This window comes from Alteromonas sp. ABM1_013 (assembly GCF_056160505.1).
In genome coordinates, this window is record NZ_JBSWXH010000005.1 from 125705 (window position 1) to 146039 (window position 20335).

Here is a 20335-nt window from a genome sequence, read left to right on the forward strand (position 1 = left end):
AAAATGCCGGTGTTACCCGGCATTATCTATTTAGCTTTCTGTCGTAAGTTCTGCGTGTTTTCGACCTTTAAACACATTTTTAATGTCGTTTAAAATTAAGTACAGTGCAGGAACAAGTAGCAAGGTGATCACTGTGGCAAATAAAATACCGAAAGCCAGAGAAACCGCCATTGGAATAACAACCTGAGCCTGTAGGCTGCGTTCAAATACTATCGGCATAAGACCCATAAAGGTTGTTAGTGACGTCAAGATGATAGCTCTAAAACGCTGCGTACCAGCGCTAATAGCCGCATCCATAAGCGACATGCCTTCTTTACGCGCGCGATTCACAAAGTCAACCATAATCAAGCTATCGTTCACCACAACACCCGACAAAGCGATGATGCCGCAGACAGACAAAACGCTTACCGCCATGCCCAATACCAAATGACCGACTATGGCGCCCACAATACCAAAAGGGATCACCGACATGATAATTAAGGGTTGGCTGTAAGATTTAAGCGGTATAGCGAGTAAGGCATAAATAGCAAATAACGCAAACAAGAGCCCCTGCATTAAACTAAACATAGCATCAGCCTGCTCCTTTGAATTTCCTTGAAGCTGAAACTCAACATTTGGGTAGCGCGCCAGTAAGTCTGGCATCAAGTTTTCAATGACATCGTTAGTCACTTCTGATGGGTCAAGCAATGCTTTATCCACGACACCCGTTACGGTGACTGAACGTTTTCCATCTACACGAATGATTGAATCGAACCCTTGCCCTACGGTGAATGTAGCCACCTGCTCGAACGGGATCTCTTGACCACTTGGCGCACGAATACGCATATTTTCAAGGTGCTCTATAGAGCTACGTTCCGCTTTCGGGTAGCGCACCATAACTTTTATTTCTTCATCGTCGCGCTGAATACGCTGCACTTCTGCACCGTAAAAACCAAAGCGAACTTGCTGACCTAAATCGCGAAGCGAAATGCCTAACGCATCGGCCTGAGGTTTCAGCGCTAGCTGAATTTCTTCGCTACCGCCAGAGAAAGTATCATTGATATCGGTAACGCCCTCGTACTTATCTAAAGCTTCTTTTATATCGTCACTAATAGCGCGCAATGCTTTAATATCGCTGGAGCTAAATTCAAAGCTAAGGTCAGCACCGCCGCCAGGACCGCCCGGAGAGCTAATATTAAATGACTTCACGCCAGGGATTTCAGGGACCTCTTGACGCCACATATCCTGAATCTCAAAGTCTGTAAGCGTGCGGGTTTCACCTTTCGTAAGCTCAGCAAATATTTCACCACCTAAGTTACCATTGTCAAAAGCAATCGCGTGCTTAATGACATTTTCGCCCGACTCTTCTGCGACCTTGTCATCCATGCGGTGCATAGCTTCGCGAAGTGTAGTGAGTACCTTGTCTCGCTGCTCTAATGACGAACCGGGCTCTAATTCAAAGCTGGCCATCATGAAGTCACTTGGAATATTCGGGAAGAATACAAAGCGCACGATGCCACCACCGAATAGCCCCACGGTAAGGATCAGCATCGCCAAAAATACGGCCACTGTTGTATAGCGATTGCGTATTGCTTTTGCTAAAAACGGCGCGTACTTATTATTAATAAATGTCTTTATTCCTTCACTGAAGAAGTCTCGGAACTTTTGGAACGCGTTGGCTTTTTCCGGATCATAAGGCTTAAGCTTCATGTGCACTAAGTGCGCCGGCAGGATTAACTTCGATTCAATAAGCGAGAAAATAAGACAAACAATAACCACCATACCGATGGTTTTCCAAATTATGCCGAACGGCCCAGATACCATAAGCATGGGTGAAAAAGCGGCAATGGTGGTTAAGACACCAAAAGTTGCCGGCATAGCAACTTTTTTAACGCCCGCAATAACGTTATCAGCACTGTGCCCTTTTTTATCTATTTCAGAGTAAGCCGATTCACCCATGATAATTGCGTCATCTACCACAATCCCTAGTACAAGAATGAATGCGAACAGGCTCAGCATGTTGATGGAAACGCCAACCATATCTAACGGCATTACAAGCAAGGTGCCAAGGAAGCAGACTGGCAAGCCAACAATAACCCAGAATGCGAGCTTAATTTTCAAAAACAAAGAAAGAACTAAAAATACCAGCAGCGCACCGAAGAACATGTTCTCAAGCATCATGTTAAGTCGGTCAGCCAGATAGAATGAGCTATCGCCCCACGTATCCGCAGTAATATGCGCAGGAAACTCAGACTTTTTACTGTCAACGTAATTATTAACCTGCTCAGAGATCTCTAGGGCATTTTGATCGCCTACAGCCTGCACGCGCAAGCTAACCGCTGGTTTATCATCAAACAGCGCGTATTGATTGTTTTCAATAAAGCCATCGTTGATATAGGCAACATCACCCAGCGTAACGCGGGTACCGTTTGAATTCGTAACTAATACTATCTGGGAGAAGTCCCAACCGGTATAAGCCTGCCCTTTTGTTCTTAGCAGTATGTCACCATTTTCGGTGCGGATTGAACCACCTGGTAAGTCAACACTGGTTTGGCTTAAACGCGCCACTACATCAGCAAACGTCAGGTTATACTTTTGCAAATCAACTTCAGAAAGTTCTACAGAAATTTCATAATCTCTTGCACCTACAACCTGAACACTTGATATACCCGGCAAGTTAGCGATGTCATCGCGTAAGTCTTTAGCAAACTCCTTGAGTTCTCTTTCAGAAGCATCACCGTAAACCGATAGCCATATCACATCCTGTTGAATTTTTTGACGATAAATAACGGGCTTTTCAGTATCCGCAGGAAAACTTGGAATGGCATCAACTTGAACCTTTACTTCATCAAGTAGAGACTGAACATCGTAGTCTTCCTCAACTTGAATACTTACCGTACCCATGCCTTCTACGGCCGTTGAGTTTAGCTGTTTGATGCCTTCTAAATCTTTTATGGCCTCTTCAATTTTAAGAAGCACACCTTCTTCTACTTCCTGAGGTGCAGCACCTAAATAAGGTACGCGGACGCTGATAACATCTATTTCAAAGCTTGGGAACACCTGCTTTTGTATACTGAACGCACTGAACAGCCCGCCAACGATAAGCAAGATCATTAATAAGTTTGCCGCAACATTATTACGCGCAAACCAAGCAATTAAGCCTTTGTGGGTATCGATGCGACTCATTAGTTGTCACCTTCCGATGATTCGCTTTCCACGATGTCTGCGCTATCGGTAGTGTCTGCTTCCGCTGTGTCAGCAAGTACCGGCTCGTCACCTGGCAGGCGTACTTTCATGCCGTCGTAAGGGTTAGGCACGGCACTGGTTACAACCAAACTTCCTTCTGCAATACCTGAGCGAATAAACACATCTTTTGCTGTAGTACGGGCTACTTCGACGGGTTTAATTTCAATTTCGCGATTGTCGTTCACCGTCAGCACGGTGTTGTCTAAACGCAAAATGCTGCGAGGTAATACTAAAAGTTCTTCGTCTTGACGTGAGGTAATTTCTGCTTCAACAAATTGCCCAAAACGCAGTGGGGCTTTGTGTGAAGACTTCAAGTTATAAGGGTCTTTCACTTCGACAATGGCGTACACTACTCTGCTACCTGTATCCAAGATGCCCTCTGAACGCACCAGCGAACCTTCCCACGTAGTTTTCACACCGCCAACCGAGGCTGTTAAGGATACTGGCGCACCATCGCTTGACTGCCCCGCAATATTAATAAACATCAAATCGCTGTCAGTAATAGGTAACCTAACTTCAGCGGTATCGGTAGAGTAAATAGTGCCAAGTACAGAACCCATCGCCACAAACTGACCAAGGTCTATATTTCTTTCAACCACAATTCCATTGTACGGCGCAGTAATTTGGGTTCTTGCTAGGTTGCGTTTAGCGCGCTCTAATTTAGCTTCTGCCGCTTTTACGTTGGCCTGTTCTTTCGCTAGTTGAGGCTTTCTTAAGCCTAACTCGGGCGGCGCTACGCTGCTTACCGAACGCCATTCTTGCTCGGCCACTTTACCGCGAGCTATTTCTTCTTGAAGTGCCGCTTGCGCCTGTGCTAATTCAGCTTCAGCTAGTTTGAGGTCTGTGCGGTAATCATCTTGTTCTAACGTGGCAAGTACATCGCCTTTTTTAAAAGTTCCACCAGCAACAAAAACTTTCGACAGGCTTATAACCTGACCACTGACCTGTGCACTTAACGATGTTTTATTTTGTGGCACCACATTGCCTTGAGATTTAACAACAAAATTTACGGGTTCTGCTGTTACTTCCTTAGCATCAACAAGAAAAGCGGGGATTTCCACGGGCACCTGCTCTGGCGGCTTGCGTGACTTGATCATAACCGTCGCGGCGATAAAGGCGACTAGCACGATGACTAATGGAAGACCACTTTTCATTAACATGGAGTTTTTCATTTACTATCCCTGGAAGAGAAGGCATCCGAGTTAGTGAAGTTTAAACAGTAAATTACTGCGCTAATCACTTACCACCTGATTACCCACTAAATTCTATTATTATTGTTTCAACACTAGTGTACTGATTTTGCGTTTTGTATGCTCAGTTAAGATTGTTAAATTTTGTGTCTGTTTATCGTTTTTAATATACACGCAAAAATCTGAAGCCCTAATATAGAAAATTCTTAAAAGAATACAAAGTAAGATTGATAATTATCAGGTTTTCGTTGATTATTTAAGCACTCATTGATTATGAGTTAACCGACGGCTGTTGGTTAAGCTAAGTCTTTAATAGGAAATAGCCTCGGGAATGATTTCGCTACGTTGAAGGGAAAACACATTATGAGTCTTAAGAAACAATACCTTAAATCAAAACCTCTGTGCAAAGTGACATTTCGACTGAATGCGGAAGCAGCAAAAGATGCTAAAGAAGCTGCACTATGTGGAGATTTCACTGATTGGAAAACACAGCCACTGACGATGAAAAAGCTTAAAAGCGGTGATTTCACATTAACCGTGGATTTGGAAAAGGATAACGAATACCAGTTTCGTTACCTTATCGATGGCGAAAAATGGGAAAACGACTGGGAAGCCGACGCTTATATCCCTTCACCTGTTAGCATCGAAGATAATTCGGTTGTGCGTGTTTGAGTTGTTAACCCAATATCATGCAAATTTTGCTTGGCGCAACATATGTACAGTAAAAAAAGGCTGCAAAACTGCAGCCTTTGTCTTATCTAGCTTCAAGACTCCAATTAAAGAGAGCCTTCTAGCTCTGGAAGTACTTCAAACAAGTCGCCCACTAAACCATAGTCAGCAACTTGGAAAATTGGCGCTTCTTCGTCTTTGTTGATAGCAACAATAACTTTAGAGTCTTTCATACCTGCAAGGTGCTGAATAGCGCCCGAGATGCCGACTGCAATATAAAGTTGAGGCGCAACAATTTTACCTGTTTGGCCAACCTGCATGTCATTTGGAACAAAGCCAGCATCTACCGCTGCACGCGATGCACCAATAGCAGCACCAAGTTTGTCAGCAATACCTTCAAGAAGCTTGAAGTTATCACCATTTTGCATACCGCGGCCACCTGAAATAACGACTTCTGCAGCAGTAAGTTCAGGACGCTCAGATTCGGTAAGCTCTGCTGAAACGAAATCAGACTTCTCACTGCCTTTAACCACATCAATTGTGGTTACTTCAGCACTACCACCTGTTGCAGCTGCATCAAACGATGCGGCACGAACCGTAATCACCTTTTTTGCATCAGATGATTGAACGGTAGCAATCGCGTTGCCTGCATAAATTGGACGAACAAAGGTATCTTCGCTCTCTACACCAATGATGTCTGAAATTTGCGCTACGTCTAGCAGTGCAGCTACACGAGGCATAAAGTTTTTGCCTGTTGTGGTCGCGGCAGCAACAATGTGGCTGTAGTCGCCTGCAAGCTCTACCACTAGGTCAGCCGTATTTTCTGCAAGCTGATTTTTATAAGCAGCATTATCAGCAACAAGCACTTTTGTAACGCCGTCGATTTGCGATGCAGCTTCAGCAACTGCTTGGCAACCTTCACCCGCTACTAATACATGGATATCGCCACCCATCTTTTGTGCGGCGTTAACAAGCTTATGCGTTTCCGTCTTTAAGCTTGCATTGTCGTGTTCTGCATATACGAGTACGCTCATGAGATCACCTTTGCTTCATTCTTTAACTTGTCTACCAATTCAGCAACGTCTGCTACTTTAATACCACCCTCACGCTGAGGCGGAGGCGTAACTTTCAGTACCTTAACGTTTGATTCTAGCGCAACACCAAAATCTGCCGCAGCTTTAACATCTAACGGTTTACGCTTTGCTTTCATAATATTTGGAAGCGATGCATAACGCGGTTCGTTCAAACGAAGATCTGTCGTTACAACAGCTGGAAGCGAAAGTGCAACCGTTTGAAGGCCACCGTCAATTTCACGTGTTACATTCACCTTCTCGCCATCTACAACCACCTCTGATGCGAAGGTACCTTGAGGCATACCTGTTAGCGCTGCCAGCATTTGACCAGTTTGGTTGTTGTCAGAGTCAATGCTCTGCTTTCCAAGAATAACAAGTTGAGGTTGTTCTTCTTCAACCACTTTCGCTAAAAGCTTTGCCACTTGAAGTGAATCAAGATTTTGGTCGGTATCAATTTGGATACCACGATCAGCGCCTAGGGCTAGTGCTGTACGTATTTGTTCTTGGCAGCTTTTGTCACCAATTGAAACAACAACGATTTCAGTGGCCACGCCTTTTTCTTTTAATCGAACGGCTTCTTCAACAGCAATTTCGCAAAAAGGATTAATCGCCATTTTCGCGTTTGTAAGATCTACGCCTGATTCATCAGCCTTCACTCTTACCTTAACGTTGTAGTCGATCGCGCGTTTGACCGGTACGAGTATTTTCATATTTACCTCAATTGTTGAGTTCGTCAGTGCTAATTACGTTTCATTAATAATTAACTATTAATAATTAAAAACGTATTACATCACCACGCTTTTTGAAACTTTAACAATGCTTATACGTTAAAAAAGAAACTGTGGAACGTACGTTCTTTAAAGGCTAGCCTTAAAACGACGTTAACACCACGTTTACGAGCAGGTATAATGCGCTGCCAGTTAACGTTAACGTAAACTGCTTTGCAATGTACTTACTGTTGACGTAAACGTCAACCTGCATTACCTTGCAAAACGACAATTAATTTACATGTTTTTGACACAAAGCATTATTTGTTTCATCAATAGTGCACTATAAAAATACAAACATAAGGAGCCTCCCGTGGAACGAGAATCGATGGAGTTTGACGTAGTCATCGTCGGTGCCGGCCCAGCTGGATTATCAACTGCTTGTAAGCTGATGCAGCTTGCAAATGAAAAAGACCAAGAACTTATGGTTTGTGTGGTCGAAAAGGGCTCCGAGGTAGGTGCACATATTCTCTCAGGCGCGGTATTTGAGCCCCGTTCGCTAAACGAACTATTTCCCGATTGGAAAGAAAAAGGTGCGCCACTTAACACGCCGGTAACCGAAGACCACATCTATTTGCTTAATAATGAAACGTCAGCGAAGAAGTTACCAAACGGCATTACGCCCAAAACTATGCACAATGACGGTAACTATATCGTATCTATGGGGAACGTTAGCCGTTGGCTAGCAGAACAAGCCGAACAGCTAGGCGTTGAGGTATTCCCCGGCTTTGCAGCTTCTGAAGTTATTTATAACGAAGACGGTAGCGTTGGCGGCGTGCTTACCGGCGACATGGGTATTGGTGAAGACGGCGAGCCAAAAGACGGTTACATGCCGGGAATGGAGCTTCGTGCTAAATACACCGTGTTTGCAGAAGGCTGTCGTGGCCATTTAGGCAAAGAGCTCATTTCTCACTTCAAACTAGATGAAGACAGCTCACCTCAGCATTACGCTATTGGCTTTAAAGAGATTTGGGATATAGATCCAGCGAAACACCAGCCAGGCCTAGTGGTTCATAGCGCAGGCTGGCCACTGGATGACGCCACAGGCGGCAGCTATCTGTATCACGCCGAAGATAATCAGGTGTTTGTAGGCTTAATTGTTGACCTTAACTACGACAACCCTTATCTGAGCCCGTTTGACGAATTTCAACGCTTAAAACACCACCCTGTTTTTAAGCAGTACCTTGAAGGCGGTAAACGTGTATCTTATGGCGCGCGTGCAATTGCCAAAGGTGGGTTTAACTCTTTACCTAAGATGACTTTCCCAGGTGGCTTACTGGTAGGTTGTGAAGCAGGTACCCTAAATTTCGCCAAAATCAAGGGCAACCATACAGCAATGAAGTCAGGTATGTTAGCCGCTGAAAGCATTTTTGAAGCGATTTCAGAAAATGCAGAAGCGCCAGTAAAAGAGCTAACGAGCTTTACAGATAAGTTTAAATCGTCTTGGTTGTATGATGAGTTATTCCGTTCTCGTAACTTCGGCCCGGCTATTCATAAGCTAGGTAATTTCTGGGGCGGTGCTTTCAATACGGTAGAACAAAATTTCTTTAACGGTAATTTGTTCTTCACTATGAAAGACGAACACAAAGATTACGCGCAGCTTAAAGAAGCTAAAGATGCTACAGAAATTTCATATCCGAAGCCGGACGGTGTACTCAGCTTTGATAAGTTATCTTCCGTGTTTTTATCTAATACAAACCACGAAGAAGACCAGCCGTGTCATTTAAAATTAAAAGACCCGTCTATTCCTTTACAGGTCAATTTACCTAAATTCGCAGAACCTGCACAACGCTATTGCCCTGCTGGCGTATATGAGGTTATTGAAGAAGAAGGTGAAAAACGCTTCCAAATTAATGCGCAAAACTGTGTTCACTGTAAAACTTGCGACATCAAAGACCCTAGTCAGAATATTAAGTGGGTTGTACCAGAGGGTGCTGGAGGTCCGAATTACCCAAATATGTAATTTAAAGCATTATTTGGTTATTTAACTGATATTTTTTAAAAGCGAGCCTAGCTCGCTTTTTTTTTGTGCTACTTTTAATTATTATCTTATGAGAATTTAGTACAACGTATTAAGGTTAATTAATGAGCGAATTTTTAGATATTTTAACCCATGGAAGACGTTTACAAGGTGCTGTTAAGGAATTAAGCGTAGAAGAACTTGAACAAGTTCAGGAAAAACTTAACGGTATAATAGAAAAAAGAAAAGAAAAATTACTAGAGCAAGAACAACTAAAAAAAGAAAAGTTAGAAAAACTGGCTGCTATTAAACAACAAATGGAAGAAGCTGGGCTTAACGTAGAAGATTTACAAGCTTTGGATACCGGCACAAATAAAAACGTAGGTAAGAAGCGCCCTGTTAAATACAAACTTGTCGATGACGATGGCGAAGAGCATTTGTGGACAGGCATTGGTCGTATGCCTCGCGTTTATAAAGATGCTCTAGATAGCGGCAAATCACTCAACGATTACGCTATTAATTAATATTACTATTCAACCTGCTAATAAGGTCTGTTTTTACAGGCCTTATTTTGTTTTTAAGACTCAAACTATGTCTATCAGACAATTATTCATGGGTAAATAAGTCGTGAAGTTAAATTATAAACTTTCTAAGCGAGATTCTTCATCACCATGGTTAATTTTAATCCATGGTCTTTTTGGCAATGCGGATAATTTAGCCGTTGTTAAACGGCACTTTGAATCAGCTTTTAATATTATAAGTGTAGACCTTCCGGATCACGGTGAGTCTCCGTGGACTGATAGTTTTTCTATATCAGCTGCCGCAGTTGCAATTTACGACATCATGCAATCTTTAAATATTGAAAAAAGCGCTGTATTGGGCCATTCCCTTGGCGGAAAGGTTGCAATGAAGCTGGCCTTAAATCACAGCGAAAATATCACACATTTAATCGTAGCTGATATTGCCCCAGTAAGTTATGACCACAGCCACCAAGCTGTATTTGATGGGTTGAATTCTGTTTCTTTGGATACCATTGAAAGTAGAAAGGACGCTGAAAAACAAATGGCTGCCCACGTTAAAGAAATGGGCGTCAGACAGTTTCTGTTAAAAAGCCTGTATCAAGATGAAAACGGAGCATGGAAGTGGCGCTTCAATGTGAACGGACTAATCAAAAGTTACTCGCACATTATTGATTGGGAACAAACAAATCAAACGTTCGATGGCGTAACCTTATTTATTAAGGGCAGCGAGTCCGACTACATTACACCGGCCTATCGCGATGCGATAGCTCGCTACTTTCCAAATGCGAAAGCGCATATTATTGAAGGTACGGGGCATTGGTTACACGCTGAAAAGCCAGCTGCATTTAACGGAATTGTAAAGAGAACGCTCAACAAATCGTCATAAAGTGGAATATTTCTCATTCAACAGGATGAGAATGACTATTATTACATATTTTTGAACGTTTTAGGCTCTTACAGGCGTTTATACTGTGATATAGTTGCGCCAGAAATTTTTAAGTAACAACACTATGCTTGCAGAAAATTACGAACTCATTGAGTCCATAATGCTGTATGGCGGCTTGTCTATTCTTTTTGGACTGATGGGTTTTGCTGTACACGATGTATTACGTAAGAACGATGTTCCTCTTATTGGAAAAGTGGTCACGTACGGTGTGCTAGGTTTAGGCGCATTGGGATTTCTTGCGAAAGGCATTATTGAATGGTTTTGGCTAAGCACAGGCGTTTAATTAGTAACGATTAATAGAGGTTAGATATGGCAAGCGTTGGCCTATTTTTCGGAAGTGACACGGGTAACACCGAACATGTTGCGAAAATGATCCAGAAGGAATTGGGTAAACAGCTAATTGATGTAAAAGATATTGCCAAGAGCAGTAAAGAAGACATCGCTGAGTTTGATTTGCTTATCTTCGGTATCCCTACGTGGTACTACGGTGAAGCACAGTGTGACTGGGATGACTTCTTTCCTGAATTAGAGCAGATAGACTTTAACGACAAGCTAGTTGCTATTTTTGGTTGTGGCGACCAGGAAGACTATGCGGAATACTTCCTAGACGCGATGGGCATGGTACGCGACATCGTAGAAGCCAAAGGCGCTATTTTAGTAGGTCAATGGTCTACGGAAGGCTATGACTTTGAAGCATCTAAAGGCATGGCAGACGACAATCACTTTGTGGGTCTTGGTATTGACGAAGACCGTCAACCAGAGCTAACAGACTCTCGCGTTAAAGCCTGGTGTAAGCAAATTCATGACGAGCTTTGCTTGGCAGAATTGGCGTAGACATAGCTGAGTCAGCCATAAATTGGCTATCAAGAAGCTATAAAGTAAATACAAACTAGTTAGCAATTGAAAAAAACCGCTCTAATAGAGCGGTTTTTTGTTATATAGAAGTACTCGTTGAATTATTAGCTTAGCCGATTGAACTAACTAAAGCTGAAACCGCTCTACGGCCTTCCTTAAGCTCTCTGTTTGCGCATCTAGCATCATTGTCGATTCGTTCGACTGCCTTGTGCTTTGTGCACTTGAATCTGCCAGCGCTACAATGCGGTTTAAACTTGTGGCCACATCACCGAGCAACACATCTTGCTGCTCTGTATCTTCAACAATATGTTCGTTAATGTCGCTCAGACGCTCAATAATTTCTCTAATGCTTTCTACTTGTTGAGAAACCTGTTGGGTTATTTCTACCCCTGCTTGCGCTTGCTCTCGACCTGCATTAATAGCTTTTACAGCCTGCGCTGCATCTTTTTGTAAGTTGCCAATCATTTGCTCGATTTCTTCCGTGGAATCGTGCGTACGGTTGGCTAATGTTCGCACTTCATCGGCAACTACTGCAAACCCCCTTCCCTGCTCGCCTGCCCGAGCAGCCTCAATAGCGGCGTTTAGCGCTAACAAATTAGTTTGCTCTGCGATGGTTTTGATAACGTCCAAAATACTACCAATACTTCTAGAGTTGTCATCTAAGCGCGCAATAACCTGGGCTGAAGACTCAGCCTGATCGGCTTGATTGCTAACTTGCTCACTACTTCTTTGAACCAGCAGCCCAATGTCAGTACTTTGTCTTGTGATAGTACGTAATGCCTCCATCGCTTCATTGATTTGCGCAAGATTACTACGACTTTTGTCTTGAACATTCTTAGTGTTGGTGGAGGTAACAGTTACCTGCTCTCGCTGTTTGTCCACTTCAGACAAGCTCTTGTTACCAAGCTCAACACTTTCCTTTGTGATTTCAATTAAGCGCTTTTCCTGATCTAAGATATTACCCACCAGTTCTCGCAGGCTATCGGTCAAGCTGTTAACTTTTGCAGAAAGAGCAGAAAACTCATCGTTGCCCTCTTCGGGTAATTTGGTACTTAAATCCCCATGGCTTAACTGGTTTAGCCCTTTGTTTATATGCTTAAGTGGCTTTGAAATGCTGCGCGTTACTATTACCGCTAAAAAAATGGCAGCCGTAAGTCCTAAAACTGCAACAACAGTATTGCGAACTAAATTTTCCTGTACCGATTCGAGTATAGCGTTTTGCCCTTCGAGGGATTGCGCTTGAACGGTATCAAACAGAGTATTTATATCAGTAAGCGCGGTTTCTAATGCTTGCTTTGCTTGTTTTTGTGCTTGCGCCGCTTTATCTACTTCAGCAAGTTTTTGTCGTTGCAACGCTATTAGCCCGTTTGAACCGTTTACGGCGTCTATTAATAAATCATATTGTTCATTAAACGCCTCTATTGTGCCCCCATCATCCACGCTTGTAGCCAAACGGTTCACATAATCCTTATCTACCTGTAAATTGCTTAGCTGGTATTCAAGGTCTTCAATGATATTTGCACTTTGGATTTCATCGATAGATTCAGCTAACTCAATGAAAGAGTCGTTCATGGTAAGCAACTTATTATCAATGGCGGTGCCAGCGCCAATAAGCGTATCTAGACTAGGGTCATTACTTTCCAAATAAGAAAGGTCGAGCATCAATGCGCTTGCTTCGTCTGCCGCCATAAGTACTTTTTCAAGCTGCGTAGCAAGCGCTTTTTCAATATTCATTCTTTCATCAATTGCAATGTACATTTCATTACTGTCGCTCACATAGCTCGAACTTACTTCAACAGCATTTTTAGCTATCGAGTTTTCTGGCATGAGAGATTTCAGTCGCGACAAATCGTTAGAAAAGGTTGATGACAGCGAATCAAATGTTTGCTTATTAGCATCGAGCTCGTCTCTACTTTCTACGTGATAACCATTGGCCGTTATTACCGATAAAGACAATATTTCAGTTTTTACTTTTACCATACTGGTCTGTACTGGCATTTTTTGCTCTACAACGTCTTGTGCAGAGTCTTTAATGCTAGTTAAACCGAAATAGGAAAGAATACTTGTAAGCAATAGCAAGCAGCCAAATAAGCCGAAGCCTAAAGTGATTTTATTTATAATTGTTAACCGCATGAACACTTCCACTTAAATACGTGCAAAAAACTACCAAATGAATGCAACTCTTTAAGTTTAGTTTAACAGGATGTTAAATCAATGCATCAGGAATTCTATTTATTTTACTTATTTACTAGATAAATCGAGCACTTACATTCTGGTCAGGCCACATGTTGCAAAGCCCACACTTAAGTACAATATTTTTTGCAATTAGCGCCTTGGGCAAATTTTCGGCGAGAAGACAAAGTTTCCACGGTTTTACTTTTAAATTGTTTCAACTTACCTATAATAACCACCAAATACTTATTCACTCGTTCTTAGTAGGCTGTAATGGATCAAAATAAAGAATTGAAAAAAGCAGGGCTAAAAGTCACTCTGCCTCGCCTTAAAATTTTACAAATTCTGCAAGAGCCAGAAAACCAACATATCAGCGCTGAAGACGTCTATAAGATCCTAATTGAACAGGGTGAAGAGATAGGTCTTGCGACCGTTTACCGCGTATTAAACCAATTTGATGATGCAGGTATTCTTAACCGCCACCACTTTGAAGGTGGAAAGTCAGTATTTGAAATCAGTCATAAAGATCACCACGACCACCTTGTATGCCTTAAGTGTGGCAAAGTGATCGAATTTGAAGATGAAATTATCGAAGAACGCCAAGAGATGATTGCTAAGCAGCATAAAATGAAGCTTACCCATCACAGCCTTTACCTCTATGGCGAATGTACAGACGGTAACTGCGACAACGCTCCTGAATAAGTTGCAATATTAATTAGTAAGAAGCCCGCTTGAGCGGGCTTTTTCAATTTATTAGGCTTTGAATTTGTATGCATGGTAGGCGTTGATTGCCTTTTCCCATACATTGCCCACTTCTCCGGAACCTATCTGCTTGCCCTCTACTTCGACTACCGGGGCAACTTCTTTGCTTGACGATGTTAACCACACTTCATCAGCTTCTAGCAAATCATCCTTACTGAACCAGGTTTCCGTTACCACCAGCCCTGCTTGTTTGAATGCCTCAATGGCAATGGCACGCGTAATACCGGGAAGCAGTTCATGGTTTAATGGAGGCGTAAAAATACACCCATTTTTCACCATAAAGACGTTACATGAGCTTGCCTCAGTTATCATACCTTCGCCGTTGTACAAAATAGTTTCATTAACACCTGCGTCAACACCCGCTTGATAATGCATGACATTGCCTAACAAGGAAGTAGATTTGATATGGCAGCGTTGCCACCTTTTATCCTGCTGAAGCGCAACTTTGAAAGGCTTAGCATCAGCCTTGGCTTTAGGCTGAGGTGGCGCTATTTCAAAGGCGAACCCAAACACCGTTGGCTCGATGTTCTTTGGGTATGCATGAAGTCGTTTTGTATCTGCACCCCGACTTACCTGGAAATAAACACCTATGTTTCCACTTTCAATAAACCCTTTGTTTTTCTCAACCAAACTGGACAAAATGGTTTGCCATTCTTCTACCGTATATGGGTTAGCGATTTCGATAGCTTTAAGGCCTTGCGACATGCGAGACGTGTGCCCTTTAAATCCTACAGCTTTGCCTGAATAGGTTGGAATAACTTCATAAATACCGTCGCCAAAAAGGAAGCCTCTGTCCATCGGAGAAATCTTCGCCTCAGAAAGAGGCATATACTCACCATTTAAAAACGCAATTGTCACAATATTTCTCCTTGTAATCGACGACGCCTACTTGTCATTAGTAGCCAATCCGCCCTTGCTTCTTCTTCGTTTTGAAATACGAAATTCACTTTTTCACCTGGTACAGCTTGGGCCAAGCGACTTATATCACAGGGGCTTACACAGCCGAGTTTAGGGTAGCCTCCCAGTGTTTGCCTGTCGCGCATCATCACAATTGGCTGGCCGTCACCAGGCACTTGAATGGCCCCTAAATGAATTGCCTCTGAGCGCATGTTTTCTATATCGGCGGTAACTGATTCGCCGGTCAACCTAAAGCCCATGCGATCGATAGCTGATGAAACCGTATAGCTGCTTGTTTCAAACGTGCGTAACGCAACTTTGCTAAAGCTTGAAAATTGATAACCAGGGATCACACGAATAGACTCTATGAAGCCATACTCATCAATGTGCTGGTGTGGAAGCCTGCGCATTTTAGCCTTGTCTTGGTTTCTGGTGTTAGCTAAAACCTCGATTAAATCGCCGTCTTTTAAGGCGCTGCCTTGACCATCTAACCCACCTAGCTGCTCACGCACTACTGTACAAGCACTCCCTACGGCTTTTGGTACTTGCCAGTTTCCGCCTATGGCTAAATAAGCTTTGCTCCCAAGTAACCCACTTGAAAATGTGATTACAGACCCTGCGGTTGCCTTATGGCTATGATAAGGCTCTCTAAGACTGCCATCTATATTAAGGGTCGGCTCCCTACCAGTAACGGCAACTATGCAATCTTCATCAACCTGCAATCGCATTTCGCCAATGGCCTCTATGCAGGGCGTACCATCAAGGTTGAAGGCGAGAAAATTAGCCCAGTCATAGGCATTGCCGTCCATAGGGCCTGATTCACAAAAACCATCTCGTTGTCGCCCTACTCTTCCGCTATCAATAATAAGGCTAAATAACCCTTTACTGAGCACTTCAATTTTCATAGTTTAACCTGCAATCCTGCTTTGTATTCCTGTTCAGTAACCGAAACAAATTTAACAGCGTCACCCGCTTTTAACCGCGACTCACTGTGCTCATCGCTATGTAAAAGCATGTCGAATGCCGTAAGCCCCAATAAATTCCATCCCCCCGGTGATTCACTGGGGTAAACGGCAGTTTGCCTGTCAGCGATTGCGACCGCGCCTTTGGGAACGCGTTTACGCGGTGTACCAAGCCGCGCACAGCTGAGCGCTTCTGGAATATCCCCCATATAGGCGAAGCCTGGAGAGAATCCCACTGCGTATACTTTATAAGTTGTGCTAGTGTGCAATTCGATAACTTCTTCAATCGACAGCGACGTTTTCTTACTCACTACACTCAAATCACTGGCATTTGGCGCGCCATACCACACAGGGATTTCAATCACTGCGCTACTTTCGTTTCTGTTAAATTGTATTGATTCGGTTTGCTGATTTATGCCTTCAGCGTCTAAATTGCTCAAGGCACGGTATACACCGTGGCTGTCAATTAATGCCATATCAAAAACGATTAACAAACTGTCGTAAGAAGGCACGCATTCGCGTAACCAACACCACGAATTTTTACTCTTGTTACTATCGATAGCTGCCAGCATGTTGTGGCAGGCATTATTCGCGTCATCCAAATTTGCGCCGTCAAAATACAAGATGATGGCGTCTGCACTTGCTGTAACTATTCGTTTAATACGACCGAAAGCTTGCATCTACTGTCCTTGCTGTCTTAATAGCCATAACGAGTTGTGATGTGCATTATGTATTCGACGCTCGGCACAACAAAGGTTAATAGCCTTGTGTATTGTTCTTTTAAATTGTGTTTTTTATATGGCAGGTTTATAGAAATGTTCTGATTTTACTCGCAATACTTACCGCCCCTTTAGTATCGCCATGTACACATAAAGAGTCAGCTTCTACTGCAAGTGTATTTCCCGATGACGTAGTTACCGTTCCCGATGAAATAAGCTGTTTAGCTTGAAGCAGAGCGTCGCTTTCGTTCAACACGGCACCTTCTATAGTTCGAGATTGCAGTAAGCCTTCATCGGTATACCGTCTGTCAGAAAACGCTTCAAAATACAAAGGCAGACCCCAATTTTGCGCTGCTTCTTTAAGCGCCGCATTTTGCGACCTAGCCTGCACCATTAACGCTAGGGGGGCGTGTGAAGACTGTTCGTTTATTTCACTTATGCTTTGCATTACTGTTCGCATGATAGCAGTATCTTTCATCATGTCGTTGTACAAGGCACCATGGGGCTTCACATAGCTGACTTTAGCACCACAAATCTTCGCCATACCGCTTAAGGCACTGACCTGATATTGAATCATAGCCTTAAGTTCGTCAGCGGCAATCGCCATACTTCTGCGGCCAAAGCCTTGTAGATCGGGATAAGCCGGATGGGCACCAATGGCTACATCATGCTTTTTGGCTAACAAAATAGCCTGCTTCATGACTAATGGATCGCCAGCGTGAAAACCGCACGCAATGTTCGCCTGATCGATTTCTGCCATTATGGCCGCTTCCACTGGCATTAACCACGCGCCAAAACTTTCACCTAAATCGCAATTTAACTTCATAATGGTTTAGCTCTTACCTTCATTCCAGTATCATGTTACCTGTTCTTTTTAAAAAGTCAGTGCTGATGATAAATATTGGAAAAATTAATACATTACGCGTGGTAGCCCAATACCCTTTTGGCTACGCTTTAGCGCCACTTGTCGAAAACAATGACGAGAACGACAGCGTAATAGAAATAGATGATGCAGATGAGCAGCAAACCGTTACACTTGCGATTGACGAAGTAGAGACGCCGTTAACCGAAGGGCAACAGGTTGACGTATTTGTGGCTACGGATCAGCGCGGTGACCTTTATGCAACCATGAAGAAACCACTTATTCAAGTGGGCGAAACCAAGGTACTTAAAGCGGTGTCTGCCACTAATTTTGGGGCATTCTTCGATTGGGGCTTAGAGAACGATCTTTTAATGCCTAACGACTACCAAGCCCAACCTGTAAATCCAGGTATGTACTACGTAGTTCACACCTTTTTTGATGATAAAACCCAGCGTATTTTAGGGGCCACCAAGCTTCACTATTTCTTAAAGGAAAGTAGCGCCTATCTCAACGAAGGCGATACAGTTGATTGCTTAGTCTACGCCAAAACTGATTTAGGTTTTAAGGTGGTTATCAATGAAAAAAGCTTAGGGCTAATTTTCCACAGCGATGCCTTTAAGCCGCTTAAAGTCGGGCAAGCCACTGAGGGTGTAATAAAAACGATTCGCGAAGATGGTAAGGTTGATGTTGCCCTTCAGCGCATAGATAAAGGTGGCCGAGATGCACTTCAACAAGCCATTTTGGATGATTTGGAAGCCCACGGCGGCATTTCTACGCTGACAGATAAGAGTGCACCAGAAGCCATTTACTCTCATTTTAACGTAAGTAAAGCGGCATATAAAAAAGCGTTAGGCGCGTTATATAAGCAAAAGAAAATCTCGCTTAGCCCAGATGCAGTCCGCCTTAACAAATAAACACACATGTCACAGCTGCATTGAAGCGCTAAATTAGCCTGTATTGCAGCTTCTTTTTTTTATTCTTATGACATTAGGACAAACAATGAAAGCACGTGTTTCTTGGGATCAAGATTTAACTTTTACAGGTACAACAGACAGCGGCTACAAAACAGTGATGGACGGAAGCGGCAAGGCCGTGTCACCAATGGAGTCAGTATTATTAGCGGTTGGTGCGTGCTCAAGTATCGACGTGGTAGACATTCTTAAAAAAGGCCGCTTTAACATTGAAGCCTGTAATTGTGAGTTGGAAGCTGAGCGTGCTGAAGAGCCACCTCGAGTATTTACTAAAATTCACGCACATTACACGGTGTCAGGTGAAGGCATTAGCGAAAAGGCCCTTGCCCGTTCTGTGCAGTTGTCGGCAGAAAAATACTGCTCTGTCATGCTGATGTTAACGGGTAATGTTGATATCACCACAAGCTATACTTTGGTTTAATAGACTATTGTAGAACTCACCGCTTATTAGCAATTCTCGCTAAGCATTAGCGTAAAAAGCCAACCAATCAGGTTGGCTTTTTTATTTAAACTGCATTTCTCACTTGTAACACATTGAAAAGCATACGATTTGCCATATGTTAATGTCTTTGGCACATTAGCTGCTGTATACGGTCATTATTATATAACGATAATTACGTTAGGGTTATTGACCATGGAATCTACAACACACAGCAACACCATTCTTTCATCAGTACAATCTTCAATTCCGTTTTCACCAACATCGCTCAAACTGCTCGTTGGAAGCGGGGTCATCGCCCTTACTCTCTCGATGTCAGCCTGTTCCGATGCTGATGCCATTAACGACCAAGCTAACGCCACCGAAGTTGAAGAAACCGTTTTTGCTATCCCTGTTGAAACCCAAACCATTGTTACCGGAGACATTACGTCTACTTACGATACAACCGCTATTTTAGAAGCACGTGAAGAAGCATTTGTGGTTGCGAGAGCATCTGGAATTATCGAAGAAATCTTCGTAGAAGAAGGTGATTACGTTGAGAAGGGCCAAGTTCTTGCGCAGCTAGATAAACGCCGCTACGAGCTTAACTTATCAAAAGCTCTGGCTGATTTAGCCGGCATTGAAAGCGAACTAGAAAAGGTTAATAAAGTTTATTCGAAAAAGCTTATCAGCGATGACACTTACGACAAACTTACCTCGCAATTTGAATCAGCTAAAGCGTCTGTACGCTTAGCTGAGCTTGATTTGAAAGAAGCTACGATCACGGCGCCGATTGATGGATACATTGCAGAAAGAAACGCAAAAGTAGGCAACCTAACTGAATCGTTCCAACGGGAGAGAATGTTCCATATTGTTCAGCAGCGCAATCTTCAAGGCATTGTTTACCTGCCTGAAAATGAGCTACCTAACGTAGTGATTGGACAAGGTGCAATGCTTACCGTGACGGCTTTAGGAGATAGAAGTATCACGGCGAGCGTTGAGCGCATAAGCCCAGTCATCGATGCGACTACAGGGACGTTTAAAGTTACCTTGAAAGTACCTAACGAAGATAACAAACTAAAAGCCGGCATGTTTACCGATGTGTCACTCGAGTACGCAACACATGCTAACGCCACGTTGTTGCCTCGTAGAGCGCTAGTTACCATTGATAATAGCCACAGCGTATTCGTTGTTGATAACGGCAAAGTTAAGAAAGTTGATATTTCTACTGGCTTTGAAAACAACGAAGTAATCGAAGTTACCAATGGTTTAAGCGGCAATGAAGAAGTGGTTACCGCAGGCCACCAGAATTTGAAAGACAGCGCCCCTGTTGAAGTAGTTAACAGCTAATTCGGCCTAACAAGGA

General features: G+C 43.1%; 19 protein-coding genes. 10 read left to right on the forward strand and 9 right to left on the reverse strand.

Going from position 1 to position 20335, the window contains the following annotated elements:
- Positions 1-30: 30 nt before the first annotated feature.
- Positions 31-3165, reverse strand: coding sequence for an efflux RND transporter permease subunit (locus tag ACXAGK_RS15305; protein ID WP_474856885.1), 3135 nt, complete (start codon positions 3163-3165; stop codon positions 31-33).
- Positions 3165-4397: an efflux RND transporter periplasmic adaptor subunit gene (locus tag ACXAGK_RS15310; protein WP_474806398.1), complete on the reverse strand. Its 1233-nt coding sequence runs from the start codon at positions 4395-4397 to the stop codon at positions 3165-3167. Before ACXAGK_RS15310 ends, ACXAGK_RS15305 begins: the two co-directional genes overlap by 1 nt.
- Before the next feature lie 381 nt (positions 4398-4778).
- On the opposite strand from ACXAGK_RS15310, the gene ACXAGK_RS15315 reads away from it, so the two are divergent.
- Positions 4779-5087, forward strand: a complete 309-nt coding sequence (locus tag ACXAGK_RS15315) for an isoamylase early set domain-containing protein (RefSeq protein ID WP_474856886.1) — start codon at positions 4779-4781, stop codon at positions 5085-5087.
- A 104-nt stretch (positions 5088-5191) separates the two neighbouring features.
- Here ACXAGK_RS15315 and ACXAGK_RS15320 read toward each other — a convergent pair whose 3' ends face one another.
- Together ACXAGK_RS15320 and ACXAGK_RS15325 are read right to left on the reverse strand one after the other, a co-directional pair.
- Complete coding sequence (locus ACXAGK_RS15320) at positions 5192-6118, reverse strand: electron transfer flavoprotein subunit alpha/FixB family protein (RefSeq protein ID WP_474856887.1); 927 nt, start codon at positions 6116-6118, stop codon at positions 5192-5194.
- Positions 6115-6867, reverse strand: coding sequence for an electron transfer flavoprotein subunit beta/FixA family protein (locus ACXAGK_RS15325; RefSeq protein WP_039216447.1), 753 nt, complete (start codon positions 6865-6867; stop codon positions 6115-6117). Before ACXAGK_RS15325 ends, ACXAGK_RS15320 begins: the two co-directional genes overlap by 4 nt.
- Positions 6868-7237: 370 nt before the next feature.
- Between ACXAGK_RS15325 and ACXAGK_RS15330 the strand changes: the two genes are divergently transcribed.
- From ACXAGK_RS15330 to fldA, 5 genes are all read left to right on the forward strand, one after another.
- Positions 7238-8887, forward strand: a complete 1650-nt coding sequence (locus ACXAGK_RS15330) for an electron transfer flavoprotein-ubiquinone oxidoreductase (RefSeq protein WP_474856888.1) — start codon at positions 7238-7240, stop codon at positions 8885-8887.
- A gap of 122 nt (positions 8888-9009) precedes the next feature.
- A complete protein-coding gene (locus ACXAGK_RS15335; RefSeq protein ID WP_474856889.1) occupies positions 9010-9408 on the forward strand; it encodes an H-NS histone family protein in 399 nt (132 codons plus the stop codon).
- A 103-nt stretch (positions 9409-9511) separates the two neighbouring features.
- Positions 9512-10291 carry an alpha/beta fold hydrolase gene (locus ACXAGK_RS15340; protein ID WP_474856890.1) on the forward strand — a complete coding sequence of 260 codons (780 nt, stop codon included), beginning with the start codon at positions 9512-9514 and terminating at the stop codon, positions 10289-10291.
- 124 nt (positions 10292-10415) lie between these two features.
- Positions 10416-10634, forward strand: coding sequence for a DUF2788 domain-containing protein (locus ACXAGK_RS15345; RefSeq protein WP_474856891.1), 219 nt, complete (start codon positions 10416-10418; stop codon positions 10632-10634).
- A 26-nt stretch (positions 10635-10660) separates the two neighbouring features.
- On the forward strand, positions 10661-11185 hold the full coding sequence (gene fldA / locus ACXAGK_RS15350) for a flavodoxin FldA (RefSeq protein WP_014949739.1): 525 nt from the start codon (positions 10661-10663) through the stop codon (positions 11183-11185).
- A gap of 147 nt (positions 11186-11332) precedes the next feature.
- Here the strand turns inward: fldA and ACXAGK_RS15355 are convergent, their stop codons facing one another.
- The gene (locus tag ACXAGK_RS15355) at positions 11333-13339 is read right to left on the reverse strand and encodes a methyl-accepting chemotaxis protein (protein ID WP_474856892.1); all 2007 of its coding nucleotides are present in this window, start codon (positions 13337-13339) and stop codon (positions 11333-11335) included.
- A gap of 312 nt (positions 13340-13651) precedes the next feature.
- Here ACXAGK_RS15355 and fur point away from each other — a divergent pair, with 312 nt between their 5' ends.
- Positions 13652-14080: a ferric iron uptake transcriptional regulator gene (gene fur, locus ACXAGK_RS15360; RefSeq protein ID WP_179983643.1), complete on the forward strand. Its 429-nt coding sequence runs from the start codon at positions 13652-13654 to the stop codon at positions 14078-14080.
- 51 nt (positions 14081-14131) lie between these two features.
- Here fur and ACXAGK_RS15365 read toward each other — a convergent pair whose 3' ends face one another.
- The 4 genes from ACXAGK_RS15365 to ACXAGK_RS15380 all read right to left on the reverse strand — a co-directional run bounded on the left by ACXAGK_RS15365 (position 14132) and on the right by ACXAGK_RS15380 (position 17544).
- Positions 14132-14998, reverse strand: a complete 867-nt coding sequence (locus tag ACXAGK_RS15365) for a D-amino acid aminotransferase (protein ID WP_474856893.1) — start codon at positions 14996-14998, stop codon at positions 14132-14134.
- A complete protein-coding gene (locus ACXAGK_RS15370) occupies positions 14995-15942 on the reverse strand; it encodes a 5-oxoprolinase subunit C family protein (protein ID WP_474856894.1) in 948 nt (315 codons plus the stop codon). The genes ACXAGK_RS15365 and ACXAGK_RS15370 overlap by 4 nt, the downstream gene beginning before the upstream one ends.
- On the reverse strand, positions 15939-16679 hold the full coding sequence (locus ACXAGK_RS15375; RefSeq protein ID WP_474856895.1) for a 5-oxoprolinase subunit B family protein: 741 nt from the start codon (positions 16677-16679) through the stop codon (positions 15939-15941). Before ACXAGK_RS15375 ends, ACXAGK_RS15370 begins: the two co-directional genes overlap by 4 nt.
- A 127-nt stretch (positions 16680-16806) precedes the next feature.
- A complete protein-coding gene (locus ACXAGK_RS15380) occupies positions 16807-17544 on the reverse strand; it encodes a 5-oxoprolinase subunit PxpA (protein ID WP_474856896.1) in 738 nt (245 codons plus the stop codon).
- Between the two features lie 65 nt (positions 17545-17609).
- Between ACXAGK_RS15380 and ACXAGK_RS15385 the strand changes: the two genes are divergently transcribed.
- The 3 genes from ACXAGK_RS15385 (at position 17610) to ACXAGK_RS15395 (ending at position 20319) form a co-directional block, all read left to right on the forward strand.
- On the forward strand, positions 17610-18494 hold the full coding sequence (locus tag ACXAGK_RS15385; protein WP_474856897.1) for a CvfB family protein: 885 nt from the start codon (positions 17610-17612) through the stop codon (positions 18492-18494).
- 85 nt (positions 18495-18579) lie between these two features.
- Complete coding sequence (locus tag ACXAGK_RS15390; RefSeq protein ID WP_474856898.1) at positions 18580-18972, forward strand: OsmC family protein; 393 nt, start codon at positions 18580-18582, stop codon at positions 18970-18972.
- Positions 18973-19185: 213 nt separating this feature from the next.
- Positions 19186-20319, forward strand: coding sequence for an efflux RND transporter periplasmic adaptor subunit (locus tag ACXAGK_RS15395; RefSeq protein WP_474856899.1), 1134 nt, complete (start codon positions 19186-19188; stop codon positions 20317-20319).
- The last annotated feature ends 16 nt before the right edge of the window (positions 20320-20335 follow it).

Bases quoted from the DNA above. Each gene is read 5' to 3' on its own strand.
- ACXAGK_RS15305 (WP_474856885.1), bottom strand. From the start codon at position 3,165: ATGAGTCGCATCGATACCCACAAAGGCTTAATTGCTTGGTTTGCGCGT.
- ACXAGK_RS15310 (WP_474806398.1), bottom strand. From the start codon at position 4,397: ATGAAAAACTCCATGTTAATGAAAAGTGGTCTTCCATTAGTCATCGTG.
- ACXAGK_RS15315 (WP_474856886.1), top strand. From the start codon at position 4,779: ATGAGTCTTAAGAAACAATACCTTAAATCAAAACCTCTGTGCAAAGTG.
- ACXAGK_RS15320 (WP_474856887.1), bottom strand. From the start codon at position 6,118: ATGAGCGTACTCGTATATGCAGAACACGACAATGCAAGCTTAAAGACG.
- ACXAGK_RS15325 (WP_039216447.1), bottom strand. From the start codon at position 6,867: ATGAAAATACTCGTACCGGTCAAACGCGCGATCGACTACAACGTTAAG.
- ACXAGK_RS15335 (WP_474856889.1), top strand. From the start codon at position 9,010: ATGAGCGAATTTTTAGATATTTTAACCCATGGAAGACGTTTACAAGGT.
- ACXAGK_RS15345 (WP_474856891.1), top strand. From the start codon at position 10,416: ATGCTTGCAGAAAATTACGAACTCATTGAGTCCATAATGCTGTATGGC.
- fldA (WP_014949739.1), top strand. From the start codon at position 10,661: ATGGCAAGCGTTGGCCTATTTTTCGGAAGTGACACGGGTAACACCGAA.
- ACXAGK_RS15355 (WP_474856892.1), bottom strand. From the start codon at position 13,339: ATGCGGTTAACAATTATAAATAAAATCACTTTAGGCTTCGGCTTATTT.
- fur (WP_179983643.1), top strand. From the start codon at position 13,652: ATGGATCAAAATAAAGAATTGAAAAAAGCAGGGCTAAAAGTCACTCTG.
- ACXAGK_RS15370 (WP_474856894.1), bottom strand. From the start codon at position 15,942: ATGAAAATTGAAGTGCTCAGTAAAGGGTTATTTAGCCTTATTATTGAT.
- ACXAGK_RS15375 (WP_474856895.1), bottom strand. From the start codon at position 16,679: ATGCAAGCTTTCGGTCGTATTAAACGAATAGTTACAGCAAGTGCAGAC.
- ACXAGK_RS15380 (WP_474856896.1), bottom strand. From the start codon at position 17,544: ATGAAGTTAAATTGCGATTTAGGTGAAAGTTTTGGCGCGTGGTTAATG.
- ACXAGK_RS15385 (WP_474856897.1), top strand. From the start codon at position 17,610: ATGATAAATATTGGAAAAATTAATACATTACGCGTGGTAGCCCAATAC.
- ACXAGK_RS15390 (WP_474856898.1), top strand. From the start codon at position 18,580: ATGAAAGCACGTGTTTCTTGGGATCAAGATTTAACTTTTACAGGTACA.
- ACXAGK_RS15395 (WP_474856899.1), top strand. From the start codon at position 19,186: ATGGAATCTACAACACACAGCAACACCATTCTTTCATCAGTACAATCT.